This is a genomic window from Acinetobacter sp. YH12227 (assembly GCF_013417785.1).
Taxonomy (GTDB): domain Bacteria; phylum Pseudomonadota; class Gammaproteobacteria; order Pseudomonadales; family Moraxellaceae; genus Acinetobacter; species Acinetobacter gandensis.
In genome coordinates this window covers 38,206-56,527 of record NZ_VPDH01000005.1, presented here as the reverse complement: position 1 = coordinate 56,527, position 18,322 = coordinate 38,206, and the positions used below count along the sequence as shown (strand labels likewise).

The 18,322-nt window shown below is 39.9% G+C and carries 18 protein-coding genes and 1 pseudogene; 15 read left to right on the top strand and 4 right to left on the bottom strand.

Annotated features, from left to right (window positions below; all coding sequences use genetic code 11):
* Positions 1-108: 108 nt before the first annotated feature.
* From ppsA to alr, 15 genes and pseudogenes are all read left to right on the top strand, one after another.
* Positions 109-2,487 (top strand): phosphoenolpyruvate synthase, encoded by a 2,379-nt coding sequence (ppsA, locus tag FTV09_RS01980; RefSeq protein ID WP_067767300.1) that lies wholly within the window; start codon positions 109-111, stop codon positions 2,485-2,487.
* Positions 2,488-2,568: 81 nt separating this feature from the next.
* Positions 2,569-3,360, top strand: coding sequence for an RDD family protein (locus FTV09_RS01975; protein ID WP_067767305.1), 792 nt, complete (start codon positions 2,569-2,571; stop codon positions 3,358-3,360).
* A 304-nt stretch (positions 3,361-3,664) separates the two neighbouring features.
* Complete coding sequence (gene cyoA / locus FTV09_RS01970; protein WP_180056536.1) at positions 3,665-4,729, top strand: ubiquinol oxidase subunit II; 1,065 nt, start codon at positions 3,665-3,667, stop codon at positions 4,727-4,729.
* Between the two features lie 3 nt (positions 4,730-4,732).
* A complete protein-coding gene (gene cyoB, locus FTV09_RS01965) occupies positions 4,733-6,721 on the top strand; it encodes a cytochrome o ubiquinol oxidase subunit I (RefSeq protein ID WP_180056534.1) in 1,989 nt (662 codons plus the stop codon).
* Between the two features lie 4 nt (positions 6,722-6,725).
* Positions 6,726-7,346 (top strand): cytochrome o ubiquinol oxidase subunit III, encoded by a 621-nt coding sequence (gene cyoC / locus FTV09_RS01960; protein ID WP_067767313.1) that lies wholly within the window; start codon positions 6,726-6,728, stop codon positions 7,344-7,346.
* Positions 7,346-7,672: a cytochrome o ubiquinol oxidase subunit IV gene (locus FTV09_RS01955; protein ID WP_067767316.1), complete on the top strand. Its 327-nt coding sequence runs from the start codon at positions 7,346-7,348 to the stop codon at positions 7,670-7,672. Before cyoC ends, FTV09_RS01955 begins: the two co-directional genes overlap by 1 nt.
* Positions 7,673-7,682: 10 nt before the next feature.
* Positions 7,683-8,561: a heme o synthase gene (gene cyoE / locus FTV09_RS01950; RefSeq protein ID WP_067767318.1), complete on the top strand. Its 879-nt coding sequence runs from the start codon at positions 7,683-7,685 to the stop codon at positions 8,559-8,561.
* 288 nt (positions 8,562-8,849) lie between these two features.
* Positions 8,850-9,995: a hypothetical protein gene (locus FTV09_RS17990; protein ID WP_257222759.1), complete on the top strand. Its 1,146-nt coding sequence runs from the start codon at positions 8,850-8,852 to the stop codon at positions 9,993-9,995.
* Entirely contained in the window at positions 9,983-10,705 is a 723-nt protein-coding gene (locus tag FTV09_RS17985) for a hypothetical protein (RefSeq protein ID WP_257222758.1), read from the top strand. The genes FTV09_RS17990 and FTV09_RS17985 overlap by 13 nt, the downstream gene beginning before the upstream one ends.
* Before the next feature lie 125 nt (positions 10,706-10,830).
* Positions 10,831-11,570 (top strand): annotated as a pseudogene (locus tag FTV09_RS18280) (DUF3142 domain-containing protein).
* A gap of 165 nt (positions 11,571-11,735) precedes the next feature.
* Positions 11,736-12,122 (top strand): 30S ribosomal protein S6, encoded by a 387-nt coding sequence (gene rpsF / locus FTV09_RS01935; RefSeq protein ID WP_004696436.1) that lies wholly within the window; start codon positions 11,736-11,738, stop codon positions 12,120-12,122.
* 12 nt (positions 12,123-12,134) lie between these two features.
* Entirely contained in the window at positions 12,135-12,362 is a 228-nt protein-coding gene (gene rpsR, locus FTV09_RS01930; RefSeq protein WP_004278792.1) for a 30S ribosomal protein S18, read from the top strand.
* A 9-nt stretch (positions 12,363-12,371) separates the two neighbouring features.
* Positions 12,372-12,818: a 50S ribosomal protein L9 gene (rplI, locus tag FTV09_RS01925; RefSeq protein ID WP_067767320.1), complete on the top strand. Its 447-nt coding sequence runs from the start codon at positions 12,372-12,374 to the stop codon at positions 12,816-12,818.
* A 238-nt stretch (positions 12,819-13,056) separates the two neighbouring features.
* Positions 13,057-14,499 (top strand): replicative DNA helicase, encoded by a 1,443-nt coding sequence (gene dnaB, locus FTV09_RS01920; RefSeq protein ID WP_067767323.1) that lies wholly within the window; start codon positions 13,057-13,059, stop codon positions 14,497-14,499.
* Between the two features lie 48 nt (positions 14,500-14,547).
* Positions 14,548-15,621: an alanine racemase gene (gene alr / locus FTV09_RS01915; RefSeq protein ID WP_180056532.1), complete on the top strand. Its 1,074-nt coding sequence runs from the start codon at positions 14,548-14,550 to the stop codon at positions 15,619-15,621.
* Positions 15,622-15,668: 47 nt separating this feature from the next.
* Here the strand turns inward: alr and FTV09_RS01910 are convergent, their stop codons facing one another.
* The 4 genes from FTV09_RS01910 to FTV09_RS01895 form a co-directional block, all read right to left on the bottom strand.
* On the bottom strand, positions 15,669-16,091 hold the full coding sequence (locus FTV09_RS01910) for a BLUF domain-containing protein (RefSeq protein WP_180056530.1): 423 nt from the start codon (positions 16,089-16,091) through the stop codon (positions 15,669-15,671).
* A 98-nt stretch (positions 16,092-16,189) separates the two neighbouring features.
* Positions 16,190-16,924: a proteasome-type protease gene (locus FTV09_RS01905; protein ID WP_067767331.1), complete on the bottom strand. Its 735-nt coding sequence runs from the start codon at positions 16,922-16,924 to the stop codon at positions 16,190-16,192.
* A gap of 18 nt (positions 16,925-16,942) precedes the next feature.
* On the bottom strand, positions 16,943-17,722 hold the full coding sequence (locus tag FTV09_RS01900; protein ID WP_180056528.1) for a transglutaminase family protein: 780 nt from the start codon (positions 17,720-17,722) through the stop codon (positions 16,943-16,945).
* Complete coding sequence (locus FTV09_RS01895; protein ID WP_067767336.1) at positions 17,719-18,321, bottom strand: alpha-E domain-containing protein; 603 nt, start codon at positions 18,319-18,321, stop codon at positions 17,719-17,721. Before FTV09_RS01895 ends, FTV09_RS01900 begins: the two co-directional genes overlap by 4 nt.
* Position 18,322 lies beyond the last annotated feature (1 nt).

Genomic DNA, 18,322 nt, shown 5'->3' with positions numbered 1-18,322 from the left:
AGTAAACCATCTTACATGACTGTCACTTAGTAAAATCAAAATGCTAAGTTTTTTGTTATAATTTCATGCCAAGATAGTGATTAATACTGCAAAAGTGGAGTAACAACTTTGGAAGCGCGCGTAATTGGTCTAGAAAAATTAGGGAAACACGACGTTGAACTCGTTGGTGGGAAAAACTCATCATTGGGCGAGATGATCAGCCATTTATCAAATGCTGGTGTATCGGTACCTGGTGGTTTTGCTACTACAGCTCAAGCATATCGTGAATTTCTCGAGCAAAGCGGCCTAAACGCTAAAATCAATGCTGAACTTGCAGCCTTGAATGTTGATGACGTAAATGCATTGGCTGAAACAGGCGCTAAAATCCGCCAATGGATTGTAGACACTCCGCTTACAGCAGAACTTGAAAAAGAAATCCGTGAAGCTTTCACAGTACTTTCAAACGGCAACCCTGAAATCGCGGTTGCCGTTCGTTCATCTGCTACTGCAGAAGACTTACCAGACGCTTCTTTCGCGGGCCAACAAGAAACTTTCTTGAACATCCGTGGTATCGACAATATTCTTGTTGCAATCAAAGAAGTGTTTGCATCACTTTATAATGACCGTGCTATTTCTTACCGTGTTCACCAAAACTTTGCACATGACGTTGTTGCGTTATCTGCTGGTGTTCAACGCATGGTTCGCTCTGAAACAGGTGCAGCTGGTGTAATGTTTACACTAGATACAGAATCTGGTTTCCGCGACGCAGTTTTCATCACAGCTTCTTATGGCTTGGGTGAAATGGTTGTACAAGGTGCTGTAAACCCTGACGAATTCTATGTGTCTAAACCACTTCTTAATGCAGGCAAACATGCTGTATTACGTCGTAACCTTGGTTCTAAACACCAAAAAATGATTTATGGTGAAGAAGGTGCAGCTGGTAAATCAGTTGTTGTTGTTGATGTTGAAAAAGCGGATCGTCAGCAATTTGCATTAAACGACCATGAACTTCAAGAACTAGCGAAACAAGCGTTGATCATTGAAAACCATTACGGTTCTGCAATGGACATCGAATGGGCGAAAGACGGTGATGACGGTCAAATCTACATCGTTCAAGCACGTCCTGAAACTGTGAAGAGCCGCCAAAACGTAGGCACAATGGAACGTTACCTGCTTAAGCAAAAAGGCAACGTAATTTGTGAAGGTCGTTCAATCGGTCAACGTATTGGTTCTGGTCGCGTACGTATCGTAACTTCAATCAAAGAAATGGATAAAGTTCAAGACGGCGACGTACTTGTATCTGACATGACTGACCCAGATTGGGAACCAGTAATGAAACGTGCTGCTGCGATTGTAACAAACCGTGGTGGTCGTACTTGTCACGCTGCAATCATTGCACGTGAGCTTGGTGTTCCAGCAATTGTTGGTTGTGGTAATGCGACTGAAGTATTGACTGATGGTCAAGAAGTGACTGTTTCTTGTGCTGAAGGTGATACAGGCTTTATTTACGAAGGCTCTTTGGATTTTGAAATCCAACGTAACTCGATTGAATCAATGCCTACTCTACCGTTCAAAATTATGATGAACGTAGGTAACCCTGACCGCGCATTTGACTTCGCTCAAATTCCAAACGAAGGTGTTGGTCTTGCACGTCTTGAATTCATCATCAACCGCATGATCGGTGTTCACCCTAAAGCACTACTTAACATTGACAGCCTTCCACGTGAAACTCGTGCTGCTGTAATGTCACGTACTGCTGGTTACGCATCACCTATCGAATTCTATGTTGAAAAACTAGTTGAAGGTATTTCTACGCTTGCTGCTGCTTTCGCTGACAAACCAGTGATTGTTCGTATGTCTGACTTTAAGTCAAACGAATATGCGAACTTAATCGGTGGTAAGTTATACGAACCTGAAGAAGAAAACCCAATGTTGGGCTTCCGTGGTGCTAGCCGTTATGTGTCTGATAACTTCCGTGACTGCTTCGAATTAGAATGCCGCGCGTTGAAAAAAGCACGCGACGAAATGGGCTTAACTAACATTCAAATCATGATTCCTTTCGTACGTACTGTTGCTGAAGCGAAACGTGTAATTGAATTATTAGCGCTTAACGGTCTTAAACGTGGTGAAAACGGTCTTAAAGTGATCATGATGTGTGAACTTCCAACCAACGCATTGTTGGCTGAACAGTTCCTTGAACACTTCGATGGTTTCTCTATCGGTTCTAACGACTTGACTCAGTTAACACTTGGTCTAGACCGCGACTCTGGTATCGTTTCTCACCTATTTGATGAACGTGATCCAGCGGTTAAAGCATTACTTTCTATGGCAATTCATGCTTGCCGTAAAGCGGGTAAATACGTAGGTATTTGTGGTCAAGGCCCTTCAGATCACCCTGATCTTGCACAATGGTTAATGGAACAAGGTATTGAATCTGTTTCACTTAACCCAGACTCAGTATTAGACACATGGTTCTTCCTTTCTGAAGAAAAAGCTCAACAAGCTTAATAAACTGTGTTAAAAAAAGACCCACACGTGGGTCTTTTTTTTTATTTATACTTTTATAGACGTTTTTGAGACATTAGTTTTATGCAGATTTACTTGGCGCGAAATAATCAACAAGCAGGTCCTTATTCACTTGAGCAACTCAACCAAATGCTTGCAAGCCAGCAAGTTTTGTTAACGGATCTCGTTTGGCATCAAGGCATGAGCGAATGGAAAGCTTTGGGTGAACTTACTCAAGGTCAGCATGTGTACACGCCTGAAGGTTATGTAGCTCCTGCACCAACGACGCCTTTCGAGCAAAGTCCAAATAACACACAGCAAAGTTATACTTCTACAAATTCACAGGCACAAAATCAGTCTGTTAGCCTAGCAAGTATTCCTAAACGCGTATTGGCTAAAATAGTCGATTTACTCCTTTGGATTCCTGCGACTTTCATTTTGACAGGTTTTTTTAATACAGAAGAAAAATCACAATTCGCAAGTTTAAATGAACAGTTTATGCAAGCGGTAATGACACCAAATGTTGAACCAACAGTATTGCAAAATTTACAGACACAAATGATGGATATGTTTCCAAACCAAGCGTGGATCGCAATGTTTGCCTACATCTTTATCATGTTATTTATTCAGGCTTATTTAATTGCTAAGTCAGGTCAAAGTATTGGAAAAAAAATCACCAAAATTAAGATTGTAGATGCCGAAACACATGAGCAAGTAAACTTAATGCGTGGCTTCACTTTACGCAGTGTTTTATTTATTTTCTTAAACTTTTTATCTATGCCTCTCAGTGTAATTATTGATTCGTTGTTTATCTTTGGACAAAAACGCCAAACTTTGCACGACAAGTTGGCAAAAACTAAAGTCATAAATCAATAACTTAGCATTTTTCAAAAGGGATGATTTTTTCATCCCTTTTTTATGCAGCACCTTGAAAATAAAATAAAATTACCATAAAAAAAATACAATCCCGACCATCAAAATAGGGTTTTAATACAGTCATTTAAAGCATGTTTATATATAGCTTAGTTTGTCGATATAAGGCATAATGCCCTACAACGTAGCGGTGTCACATGATTGCGTTGGTTTTTCATATCTGAAAAAACCTCATAATCATGCGACACTTTAATCGCTATCCCAATTTTAAAAATTAGGGAATGGGACTCTTCACCGAGGTTGTAAAATGAGACAAACAATTTTAGCTGTATTGTCTTTATCTGCGATCGCTGCACTCTTAACTGGGTGTGGTGGTGATATGGTACTTCTAAACTCAAAAGGTCCAGTTGCTGAAGGTCAGTCAAACCTCATGCTTACTGCGATCTACCTAATGCTTTTGGTCGTAATTCCATCAGCACTTATGGCTCTTTGGTTTGGTTGGAAATATCGCGCGTCAAATAAAGATGCAGACTATGCACCTACTTGGGCACACTCGACTGCAATTGAAGTTGTAGTTTGGGGTATCCCCGTAATTATTATCGGTATTTTAGCTTGGTTAACTTGGTGGGGTTCCCACAAGTATGACCCTTACCGTCCACTCGAGTCAGATAAAGCTCCTTTAACTGTTCAAGTTATTGCTGAACAATTCAAATGGATCTTCATCTACCCTGAACAAGGCATCGCGACTGTAAACGAAATCCGCTTCCCTGAGAAAACTCCTGTAAGCCTTCGTTTAACTTCTAACTTCACAATGAACTCATTCTTCATTCCGGCGTTAGGTGGTCAGATTTATGCTATGGCAGGTATGCAAACTCACTTGAATTTATTAGCTGATGAAACTAGTCCTGCTGAAGGCTTCCGTGGTTTCTCTTCTAACTATTCAGGTTATGGCTTCTCACAAATGCGCTTCCGTGCACATTCTGTGACTGACGCTCAGTTTGCTGAATGGGTTTCTGCTGTTAAAGCTGGTAATGGTTCTTCAGTAAATCCTGAAGCAGTTCAAAAAACTGTTTTAGACCAAGCTGAATTTGCAACCTTACGTGACGGCAACCGTTCTAAACACCAGATCGAAGTTTTAGTTGCTAAAGCAACTACTCCTGAAGAGAAGGCTCTAGCTGAAGCAATGAAGCCTTACCCTACTAAGCCACACCCAGTGACTTACTATTCTTCAGTTGAACCTAAATTGTTCGAATCAGTGATTAACAAATACATGAGCAACTACCACGGTGCTGATCATTCAGCTACTGCTGGTCATGAAGCTGCTGCTTCTGAAGCTCATGCAGGCGTTGAACATGCGGCTGCAGGGGAATAAGACATGAGCTTATTAGGTAAGTTAGGACCAGATGCAATTCCGCACGATCCAATCGTGTTGGTTACAGTTGCAATGATGATTCTTGGCGGTATCGCAGTTGTTGCTGGTATCACCTACTTTAAAAAATGGAACTACTTGTGGACTGAATGGTTCACTTCTGTAGACCATAAAAAAATCGGTATCATGTATATCCTCGTGTCAATTGTCATGCTTGTGCGTGGTTTTGCCGATGCGATTATGATGCGTCTTCAACTGTTCCTTGCAAAAGGTGGCGGTGAAGGTTACTTACACCCTGAACACTATGACCAGATCTTTACTGCCCACGGCGTAATCATGATCTTCTTCGTAGCGATGGGTCTTGTAGTTGGTTTAATGAACGTTGCAGTACCACTTCAAATTGGTGCGCGTGACGTAGCATTCCCATTATTAAACTCTCTTAGCTTCTGGTTATTCGCCGGCGCTGCGGGCTTGATGATGGCTTCTCTTGCAATTGGTGAATTCGCTGCAACAGGTTGGATGGCTTACCCTCCACTTTCTGGCATCGAATACTCTCCAGGCGTAGGTGTAGACTACTATATCTGGGCACTTCAGGTTTCTGGTTTAGGTACGCTTCTTACTGGTGTTAACTTCTTCGTTACCATCATCAAAATGCGTGCGCCTGGCATGAAACTTATGGACATGCCTATTTTCACTTGGACTGCATTAGTTACTGTAGTGCTTATCGTTGCAACTTTCCCAGTATTAACTGCGACTATTGCAATGCTTTCACTTGACCGTTACTTCGGCTTCCACTTCTTTACAAATGACATGGGTGGTAGCCCAATGTTATATGTAAACTTGATTTGGACTTGGGGTCACCCAGAAGTTTACATCTTGGTATTACCTGCTTTTGGTATTTACTCAGAAGTTACTGCTGTGTTCTCACGCAAAGCGTTGTTCGGCTACAAATCAATGGTGTACGCAACTGTAGCAATTGGTGTTCTTTCACTAGTTGTATGGGTTCACCACTTCTTTACAATGGGTGCTGGTGCCAACGTTAACGCGTTCTTCGGTATCATGACCATGATCATTGCGATCCCTACTGGTGTGAAAATCTTCTCTTGGTTATTCACTATGTACAAGGGCCGCATCACCTATACAACTCCAATGCTTTGGACACTTGGCTTCCTTGTGACTTTCGGTATTGGTGGTTTAACAGGCGTGTTAATGGCAGTTCCACCAGCGGACTTCCTAGTACACAACTCTTTATTCCTTATCGCTCACTTCCATAACGTAATTATTGGTGGTGTAGTATTCGCGATGTTCGCGGGTATCATTTTCTACTGGCCAAAAATGTTTGGTTGGAAGTTAAATGAAACTTGGGGTAAAGCAGCATTCTGGTTCTGGTTCTTCGGTTTCTACTTTGCATTCATGCCACTTTATATCCTTGGTTTCATGGGTATGACTCGTCGTTTGAATACATATGACAACCCTGAATGGGATCCGTACTTAGCGATCGCGTTATTCGGTTCTGTACTTGTTGCTATCGGTATCTTCTGTTTTGTTATGCAAATTGTTGTTGGTTTCCTTCAACGCAAAGACAACATGGACGTTACTGGCGATATCTGGGATGGTCGTACTCTTGAGTGGGCTACTTCATCTCCTTCACCATTCTATAACTTTGCTTACCTTCCAAAGATCAATGGTATTGATACTTTCTGGACTGACAAAGAAAATGGTGTTGCTTACGCTAAGCCAACTACATACGAAGACATCCATATGCCTACAAACCGTGCGGCAGGTTTCGTAATTGCAATGTTTATTACAGTTATGGGCTTCGCATTAATCTGGCATATCTGGTGGTTAGTCGTTGTAACTTTCATTGCTTCAATTATCAGCTTCATCGTTTCTTCTTTCACTAAGAAAGTGGACTACTATGTTCCAGCTGCAGAAGTTGAACGTATTGAAAATGAACGCTACGCGCTTCTTGAAAAACATTTGAAGAAGGACTAAGACAATGGCTGAAGTACTTCATCACGACAACCACGGACATGACGAACATCATCATCATGATGATACTGACATCACTGTCTTTGGTTTCTGGACTTACTTGATGAGTGACTTGGTTCTTTTCGGGACACTCTTCATCGCGTTCGCTGTATTAAGTAGCCACGTTCCAGTGGACACTCCAAGTGCAAAAGAGCTATTTGGTGAATCTTTAGGTTTCGTTTTAACTGAAACTTTCGCCCTTCTTATCTCTTCTGTAACTTTTGGTTTTGCTGTTCTTGCAGCATACAAGAAAAATGTTAATCAAGTTTTAACTTGGTTAGCAGTTACTTGGGTATTCGGTGCAGCCTTCATTGGTATGGAACTTTATGAATTCAATCATTTAGTTCATGCTGGTCATGGCCCAAGCACAAGTGCGTTCTTATCTGCGTTCTTTACTCTAGTTGGTACGCACGGTATTCACGTAACTTCTGGTTTGGTATGGATGCTTGTGTTGATGTTCCAAATCAAGAAATATGGTTTGACACTTCCAAACACTCGTCGTCTTGCTTGCCTAAGCTTGTTCTGGCACTTCCTTGACATCGTTTGGATCTGTGTATTCAGCGTTGTTTACTTGATGGGAGTTATCTAATGAGTCACGATCATAACTCTGCTGGTGCAGCTCACGGTAACGTTAAACAATATACGATTGGTTTCATCCTTTCTGTCCTACTTACCGTAATTCCATTCGGTATGGTAATGGCAGGTGGTTTTAGCCGTGGTTTATTAGTTGCCGTAATCGCGATTACTGCGATTGCTCAGATTCTTATTCAGTTAGTTTACTTCCTGCATATGAACTCTTCTTCAGAGCAACGCTGGAACGTGATTGCATTTGTTTATACAATCCTCACAATTGCTATTCTTTTAGTAGGTTCAGTGTGGATTATGAACTACCTTCACTTCAACATGATGATCTAAACTGGTCGTCATGCTGAAAAAGTATTTATTCCTGACTAAACCAGGAATTCTCTTTGGTAACTTCGTTACCACTTTGGGTGGCTACTTTGTAGCCACTCAAGGTTCTGTAGATTTCCTTCTCCTGCTTCTTACCCTTCTAGGCACAACCCTTGTTGTTGCTTCAGGATGTGTGGTCAACAATGTTATTGATCAAGACATCGACATCAAAATGCAACGCACACAAAATCGTGCGTTAGTGAAAAAAACCATTTCAGAACCTGTTGCTTATGTTTATGCATTGGTACTCGGTGTGTTAGGTTTTGGCATTTTGTGGTTTTGGGTAAATGCTTACGCTTTCCTTTTTGCTGTTATTGGTTTTGTCGTATACGTTGTTTTCTATAGCTTATGGACAAAACGAACAACAATTCATCAAACCGTGATTGGCAGTATTTCAGGGGCTAGCCCTCCTGTAATTGGTTATACCGCTGTTGCCAACCAGTTTGATATTGCTGCGCTACTTATTTTCATTGGATATGCACTTTGGCAAATGCCACATTCGTGGGCAATTGCAGTGTACCGTTTCGATGACTATAAAAATGCAGGTATCCCGATTCTACCTGTGGCACGCTCTATTCAACGTACCAAAATTGAATCATTGATTTATGTTGTTTTATTTACCATTACCATGAATTTGCTATTTGTATTTGGTTATGCAAATTGGCTGTACTTGGTTATTTTAAATGCACTTTGTATTTATTGGTTTTATATTGGTGTATTGGGCTTCAAAGCTGAAAATGATCAAGTTTGGGCAAAACGCTTTTTCTTGTTCTCTGTAATTTTGATTACAATAATCAGTATTTGCTTTAGCTTTACCTCCACAGCGCCAGCAACAAATTTCGTTCTGTTTTAAAAAAGATAGAGTCATCTCTATCTTTTTTTTGCATCTCGCTTTTGTTTAAAATAATGACTTGCTACTATTGCGCAAAAAACAATAAACCACTGCGCAAATGAACACTTCACACAAATTATTCAATCAAGCTTTATTTTTTCTTTCATACCTTTTTCTATTTTTTACAACACATCAAACCAAGCAGGTGTCAATAATTACTGTGAACCTTCGACAGAAGTTCAGAGCAATCAATATACGGCTTGCCAGTCACTCCCCGCCTTAACCCCTGCAAATGACAACCAAGTCAATATGCTTCTTTTGCTCAGCGATCTCGGTTTAGCAAAAATAAATATTGCTGAAACAAAATCGACCTTATGGATGACTTCGTATAGTAAGATGCCCTTTGAAGCATCAAGTATGCTGAGTGTGAGTGCGAATAAATCGCCGAATGCACGAAAAGTAACAGACAACCCTGCCTTAAGCTACAATGAACATTGTAGTAGTTTATTGTACGGTTCTGAGGCATTTATTCAGCAAGTGAAAGCTGAAGCTAAACTCTCTGCAACTGAAAAACAAAGCTTGATCCGTGAACGTCAAAAGATCGATCAATGTGCAGAAACATTAGTATTGATTCAAGTGAATCCCAGGTGGTCTTCTACTGCTCGCCAATGTGCATCTTATTTAAACGCCACTATTTCTTTTTATAATACTAACTTTTCCACAGCTACTAAAATTTACACCGTATTAACACAAGTCGACTCTGCTTGGCTGAAAGAAACATCTCAATATATGTTAATTCGCAGCTCACTCAATGAAGCCTATCAAAGTGGTGTGGGTGAATATGGCGATCTCGATCACAGCAAAATCAATCAAAAGTTAGTCACCAATTTTTTTAATACAATTACCCAATATTTTAAGCTCTACCCTCAAGGACTATACGCCGCAAGTGCGCGTGGTTATCTACGTCGTAGTTTTTGGTTAAGCGCTAAGCATGATCTATTAGTGAACGAATATGTTTGGCAACTCAATAATCCCAAATCAAGTGTCTACAACTTAGAACTGCCTAATCTAGTTCATGAAATGGATCGACACGTTTTTCAATCTTCACATTTCAATATCAAACATTTAAAAAATCCATTTTTTCTGAGTATTTATGATTTGATGCACATGCGAAAGAAACAAGCGGATGATGATGTGATTATTTCGTGGAATGAATTAAATACGCAGAAAAATATCTTTAAAGATCAACCGGAACTCTTTCAATATTTACAAACCAACCATTTGTACTATGTACAAAATAAACCATTGGAAGCGTTTAAATACTTACCTCAGACGATGCCAAATAGTATGAACAGCTATTTACAACTCAGTCAGTTGCTTTTAAAAGGTCGAATTTTAGAAAATACTCAGTCGAATAAAATACCCAGCAATATTGGGAAAACTTGCTTGCAATAAGCAAAACTGCTGAACAACGTGATACAGCCGAGTTAATGTTGTATCCACACTATGCGAAACAACAAAATTTAAACCAATTTATTGGTTCAAATGCCAAAATTAAGCAAGCATTTTTACAGAAGCAATATTTAATTGATGCTGCCAACGAAACTAGCTTAATGCACGTTATTAAAAGTCCAAATGCCTCGCAAGATCAAAAAAATGTAGCACTCTATACTGTACTGAATAAGTCATTAGCTTTTCAAAATTACCCACTATTCAATCAAGCCTTTACTGCATTACCCAATAATTCAGCACAATATCATTCAGGTGAAAACTCCCCGGAAAAATTTAATCAACAACCACCGTTCGCCAATTTCTTTTGGAAAGGAACAAAGATTAGCAACGCTGTCCAATGTCCTGATTTATTCACATTAACCAAACAGCTCCAAATAAATCCAAAAGAACTCCCACTCAAACTTTGCCTTGGAGAATATAGCCGTAGTTCACAAGCCTATGACCTTGTTAACTTAGGTTATCCGCATGACAACTCTCTACTTAGCTTTAAAGGCACTGACTTTGCCCGTGGAAATACCTATAAAGAGATTATCAAGCAAAATCAGAAAACTAAATTAACGGCTTATGCACTATTTCGTGCGATACAATGTTATGCACCTAGTGGCATCAATGAGTGTCAAGATTCAGATGTTGCTAAACCTTTTCGTAAATAATGGTATGACCAAATAAAACGTGATTATCCTGATACAGGCTGAGCAAAATCATTAAAATATTATTGGTAAAATTTATGCCAAAACATGTAGCACGATTTTTAATAAACATTTGTGCCTTGTTATGCATGAGCCTATTACTATGTGCTTGTACGCCGCAACAAACGTCACCCAAAGACTTAGAGCGTCATACAGCTTCAACTACAAATAAAACAATTGTAGATGCTTCGGAGTACTCAAGTTTTTGGATTTGGGGAAATATCAGCAGCGCCACTTACTTACAGCAAGCCAAAGAGCTTTATATTTTACAAGGTGAAATCAATTGGAATCGGGCCCAAAAACGCTCGTATTTTAGTCCTCAAGGGATCTCAATCCTAAAAAAAACTAATCAAAATATTTGGTTAGTTGTTCGTAGCCATCATTTAAATTGGTCAACGGAGAATATTCAACAAATTATTCAGCGGCTTCAGCAGTGGGAAAGCCAAGACAATCAAATACAAGGCTTACAGATCTATTTTGATGTACGTACTCAAAATATTCAGCAATATGCCGAATTTCTTGCAAAATTTAGACAGCATTTGCCGAAACACTATCTTTAAGTATTACCGGCTTATTAGATTGGACGAATGTTCGTAATCAATCCACCCTCGCACTACTTCGACAAAATATTGACGAAATTGCGATTCAAACTTATCAAGGCTCAACGACCATCCCAAATTATGCAAGTTACTTAGCTAAAATTTCAAAACTTAAATTGCCCAATAAAATTGGTGTGGTACAACATGAGCAATGGCAAGCTCTACCCCATTTAACAAATGACCGAAATTTCAAAGGCTATATCGTATTTTTACTTCGTCAGCCTGATTGAACTAATCCTGAAATTATTTAGGGCTTTTTTATTGAATACCTTGTATTTCAATCTTAAACGCTCTAAAATTCACGCTTCGCAAATTAATGCGACACAACTTTGGTTGTGACTCCTTGCTTCAACTTAATTATAGGTTGGGGCTGCCTAAACCGTAAGGAGCTGACAATGCGTCACTACGAAATCGTACTATTGGTACATCCAGACCAAAGCGATCAAGTTGTGGGTATGGTAGAACGTTACCTAACTCACATCAAAGAAGCTGAAGGTCAAATCCACCGTCTTGAAGACTGGGGCCGTCGCCAATTGGCTTACCCAATCAACAAGATCCACAAAGCTCACTACATTCTTATGAATGTTGAGTGTGGTCAAACTACTCTTGATGAGCTAGAAGAATTGTTCCGTTACAACGATGCAATCATTCGTAGCCTTATCATCCGTCGTGAAAACGCTATCACTGAAGAGTCACTATTGGCTAAGAGTGCTGAAGAAAAACGTGCGCGTAAAGCTCAACGTGAAGAAGCACAACAAGCTCAAGACTCTGCTGAAGCATAAGGAGAACATAACATGGCACGTTTTTACCGTCGTCGCAAGTTCTGCCGCTTTACAGCTGAGAACGTTACGTACATCGACTACAAAGATATCGACACTTTAAAACAGTACATCACTGAAAACGGCAAGATTGTTCCTAGCCGTATTACAGGTACTAAAGCTCGTTACCAACGTCAATTAGCGTTAGCTATTAAACAAGCTCGCTACTTGTCTTTGATCCCTTACACTGACAATCATAAGTGAGGTTGAGCTGTGGATATTATCTTATTACAACGCATTAAAAACCTAGGTAAACTAGGCGATAAAGTATCTGTTAAAGCTGGTTACGGCCGTAACTTCCTTATCCCTCAAGGTAAGGCTGTTGCTGCAACTGAAGCTAACACTGCTGCTTTTGAAGCTCGTCGTGCTGAACTTGAGAAACAAGAAGCTGAAGTATTAGCTTCTGCTCAAGCTCGTGCTGACCAATTGAACGAAGTTAACATCGTTATTACTGCTAAAGCTGGTGACGAAGGTAAACTATTCGGTTCAATCGGTACTCGCGACATCGCAGACGCATTGACTAATGCTGGTCTTGTTGTAGACCGTGCAGAAGTTCGTTTACCAAATGGTGCGCTTCGCAACACTGGTGAATTCAACATCGCAATCCAATTGCATCATGATGTTGTTGCTGAAGTTCTCGTTACTATCGTAGCTGAGTAATTTCCTGCAAAAAAAAGAGCATGCCTTGGCATGCTCTTTTTTTATCTTTATAAAAAATATTAAGCAAATTATTGTTTTTCAAGTCTTCATCCAATGCATGAAATCATGGTTTAATCGGAAATAGTTGTTTCGCAATTGCGGATAAAACGCCTATTATTTCGGTTGTATGAAGCGTTGAAACAACATTTTTCAACCCCACTTTTTACCGCATCCAGTGAATTGATCATCAGGGATTTTTATGTCACAGGCGAATGCCAACAGCAAGCAAAATTCAACTTCAGCAGCAAAACCGACTGAACAAGGTCAGCTGAAAGAGTTTCGTACCCCACCCCATAATCTTGCCATTGAACAAGCTGTACTAGCCGCACTTATGACTGTGGCTGAGTCTTTTGAGCAAGTGGGTGATGTGTTGACAGAAGCTGATTTTTATGCAACACGACATAAATATATTTTCCGAGCCATCGATCAATTATCGAAAGAAAATTCACCGTATGATGCTGTGCTGGTCAATGACTGGCTGATTAAACAAAACCTACTTGATGCTGCTGGTGGTGAAGAATATCTGATGCAATTGATGTCAGATTCCCCTTCAAGTTTCTATAACATTGAAACGTATGCAGCCAAAATTAAAGAGTTCTCAACCTTACGTAATATGATTAAGGTCAGCTCTGAAATTTTACAAAATGCCTATGACACTAAAGGTCGCACAGTTAGTGAAATTTTAGACTTAGCTGAAACCAATATTTTCTCTATTGCTGAACAACACAATAACAACGCCAAAGCCCAAGGGCCGAAAGCGATTAACTCAGTTGTTGCTAGTGTTTTTGATAAGTTAAATGAACTATCACAAACGGAAGGCAGTATTACCGGTTTAACCACTGGCTTCGTTGAACTCGATAATAAAACTTCAGGTATGCAAGCAGGCGATTTAATTATTGTTGCCGCACGTCCATCTATGGGTAAAACAACTTTCGCCATGAACTTGGTTGAAAGTGTATTGTTTAACAATAACTTACCCGCTCTGGTTTATTCAATGGAGATGCCAGCCGACTCCATTGCGATGCGTTTAATTTCCTCCTTTGGTCGTGTACATCAAGGGCATTTACGTGCTGGTAAAATGGATGCAGATGAATGGTCTAAAGTGACCAGTACCATCGTGCATTTACAAGAAAAGAACTTATACATTGATGACTCCTCAGCGCTACCGCCAACGGAAGTACGTGCTCGTGCTCGCCGTATTGCAAAAATGCATGGTGGTAAGCTCGGTTGCATCATGGTCGATTACTTACAGTTAATGAAAGTCCCAGGTATGGGTGATAACCGTGTCGGTGAGATTTCGGAAATTTCACGAAGCCTCAAAGCCTTAGCAAAAGAAATGAACTGCCCTGTTATTGCGCTGTCGCAGTTGAACCGATCACTGGAAAACCGCCCAAATAAACGTCCAGTCATGTCAGACTTACGTGAATCTGGTGCGATCGAGCAGGATGCCGATTTGATCATGTTTATTTACCGTGACGAGGTATATAACAAAGAATCGAAAGAAGCTGGAACAGCTGAAATTATTATTGGTAAACAACGTAACGGCCCAATTGGCTCTGTACGTCTAGCCTTTGAAGGCCAATATACCAAATTTAGTAACCTCTCTCCTGAGTTTTATGCTCAGTATGATGATGAAGAGTAAAGACACTTCATCATCAATTATCTCATCGACCCTGTAGGAGTATTTAGGGTGCGCCAAGCTACAGTTTATATTGATCAAGAAGCACTTCAATATAATTTAAACCGTGTCAAACAACTTGCCCCGACTGCTAAAATTGTAAGCATGGTAAAAGCCAATGCTTATGGACATGGAGTTAAAGACTGCTTAGCAGCCTTAAAAGGCAGTGATGCCTTTGGTGTTGCCTGCCTAGAAGAAGCCTTAGAAATTCGTGAACTTGGTTATGAACAGCCAATTACACTGATTGAAGGGATTTTTTCAGATGATGAAATGCAAATCGTCATCGATAAAAAAATTGAATGTGTCGTGCACCACCAACAACAATTGGATTGGTTACGTGCCCATAAAGATGCCTATATTGCTCAAGGCTTAAAAGTTTGGGTCAAACTAAACAGCGGTATGAACCGCCTTGGTTTTAAAGTCCCTGAAATTATTGAAGTGATTAATTCACTTAAAGCCGAAGGCTTTACTTGTGTTCTGGCAATGCATTTTGCTAATGCGGATGCAGAAAACTACCCTTTGAATGATCAACAGCGTGATCAATTCTTACAAGTGAAAGAAGCATGTGCACCGATTATGGGTTCTTGCTGTAATTCAGCGGCGATTTTTAAATGGCCTGAATTAAACTTTGATTTTGTTCGCCCGGGTATCATGCTGTATGGTGCAACACCATTTGCAGACAAGACTGTTGCAGAACTAGATCTAAAACCTGTAATGACATTTACTGCTGAAATTATTGCTTTAAATACCATTCAAGCCGGTGAGTCTGTTGGTTATGGCTCGACGTTTATTGCTGAACAAGAAATGCAACTCGCTATCGTTTCTATTGGCTATGGCGATGGATATCCTCGTGCTTTCCCGAAACAAAACTATGTTTCGATTAACGGGCAACAAACACGTGTAATTGGTCGTGTAGCGATGGACATGATCGCTATTGATGTAACTCATATCAATGCACCGATTGGTACAGAAGTTGAACTATGGGGCAAAGAGCGCTTAGTCGACGATGTAGCTGAAGCTAATGGTACGATTGGATACGAATTACTTTGCCGTATGAGTGCACGTCCTGTCCGCAAACTGGCATAAATGAATCATGCTTAAAAAAACCCAGAATCTGTTCTGGGCTTTTTTATTTAAGCAGCCTCATCAGGCTGTGCATCATACAAATACGCTACAAATGCTTCTACCTGATCAGGATTTAAAGCAAATGGCCTAAATTTATCCTGCCCTTGTTCATGCAAATACTGAAGCGCATGGCTGCTTCTGCTAACATATTTCATCGACCATTCTGTAAAATGTGTTTGATCAATGGTCTTTAATCCATAGATCATAATCTCCCGATGTCGAGAATCTTTTCGCAGCTTTTCCACAAGCAACTCAAGCACTGGATCTTCACCTTCCAAACACTGAAAAAAGTAGCCATCTGCGTAGTACAGCACCCCTGTAATTGCGTTGCGATAGTTAAAATCCCGTGCTTCACTGAGTATATTTCTTAAATCTTCCAGCAATGTTATAGAAGATGATGTTGAACAGCTTGCATAACAGAGTTGCTTCATGATTAAACTGCCCTCATCTTTATTTATCCCGAAAAAAAACTGCATTGGAACTATCAGATTCTAATACAGTTTTAACATAGCATTAGTCAGTAAATAAATTAATTAAAATAATCTTCTGTCGGTTTAGCCAATTCAATTAGTCCCTGCCGCAACGCTTCAGACCAACCTTTGCTGATCATTGTGAAGTAAGGATCTTCTTCATAAATACGTTTGCCATTTGGCATTTCAAGGCTATCTTTTTTATAGATCAACGCATCTAAAGGCATTCCAACTGATACATTTGAGCGAATTGTTGAATCAAAGGAAATTAAACTACATCGCATTGCCTCATCTAGGGGCATATCGTATCGCAACGTCCGATCTAAAATCGGTTTTCCATATTTACTTTCACCAATTTGGAAATAAGGCGTATCTGATGTAGCACAAATAAAATTACCTTGCGGGTAAATGTTATAAAGCTGCATTTCTGCACCCTGAATTTGCCCACCGACCAATAAGCTACAATAGTAATTACTCTGTTCAAGCGTATCTGAGGTTACATCGGCAATCACCTTTTTTAAGGTATGCCCAACCAATTCAGCCACTTCGAACATGGTATTTACACTGTATAAATTTGGCTCTTGCTTCACTTCAAGTTGATTTTTTAAATGTCCGATGACCGCTTGTGTTGTCGCTAAATTACCCGAGGTTTGTATGGCAATAAAACGCTCGCCAGGCACCCCAAAAGTATATAATTTACGAAAAACAGAAATATGATCAACACCTGCATTGGTACGTGTATCACTAATAAATACCATGCCATCCTGTAAACGTAATGCACAACAATAAGTCATCTTTTTCCCTCTAAATGATTAACAGCCCAACACCTGAACAATTGAGTTCATTGACTCAACGCCGCCTTTATCACGTACACCGCGTACAGGAGCTACATCCCAGTAATCCCGTCCAACAGCAACATAAATGTGTGATTGTGGTGTAAACAACTGATTACTTGTATCAAAACAATACCATGTATCATTTAAATACGCTTCTACCCATGCATGACTCGCAAGGTGAGCCGTATTTGGTACATATAAATAACCTGATACATAACGTGCAGGAATACCTAAATATTTACACATCGCTATCATGACATGGCTATGATCTTGACATACCCCCTGACGACGCTGAAAAGCCTCAATAGCTGACGTATGTACAGACGTTTGATTTGAGACATAAGGAATATGCTCCAAAATTGCCTCAGATAAACGAATGAGGTTGGCACGATTGATTCTAGGCACATAACAATCGGCGAAACTTTTCATGTCTGTATCACACATGGTGCTTAAAGTAGGCTGTAAAAACAGATTTGGATTGAGGTCATCCTGTACCCCATCAGGCTTATTGGGATTCATTTCCACAATTCCTTGCGCCATGATGGTCATCTGCTGATATGGCTTACGTTGAGTTGTGGTCAACCACACATTACGAAATGCATCCAGTTTCATTTCACGCACGCCTGGTACACTCACATCCCAATGTTTGACACATTGATGTGAATTGGTTGATGGCGTCATTTTGATGTATTGAATACTGCTATTTACCAGATCACTGTAAAAATAATGTGTTTGATGGTTAACCATTAATTTCATATATTCACCTCAAATAGGTTTTGAATATAGTCACTAAAATGATAAAAATTTTGACTATTTGGCTCAGCTTTTAATTTTAACCATGCGTCATCTAAACTATCCCAACCTTGTGAAACTAATGCACTCACAATATGTTCAATTTTAGATAGTGTCGTTTGCGTATCCTGATGCATACGAAGTTGACGATCAAATTGTTCTAAGCACTGCCCCAAACTAAAAAATAAAAATACATCTTCAGATTCAGTTTCTAAAACCTCTTGGCATTCATTGACAACATCACAGATATAACCAGGATTATCACTGGCATTTCGAATAAGCTGATTCAATTCCGCATAACTTTTTGCAGAAAGCACTCCACGCAAGTCCTGAATATTGCCACGCGCACATTCAAATTGACTGGAAAATGATGCTGGCTGTTCTGGATTCAAAACCAGCTCATTGAGAGAAGCCGCATCAAAAGCAGGTAAGCAAAATGCATGCGCATAATTGACAGCATCATCAGACGTTTGAAACGGGAATAAACTGCATAAATATTGTGTACGCGTTAAATAACGGCCTAACCAAAAAATATGTTCAGCGTTACTATTTAATAAAATCATC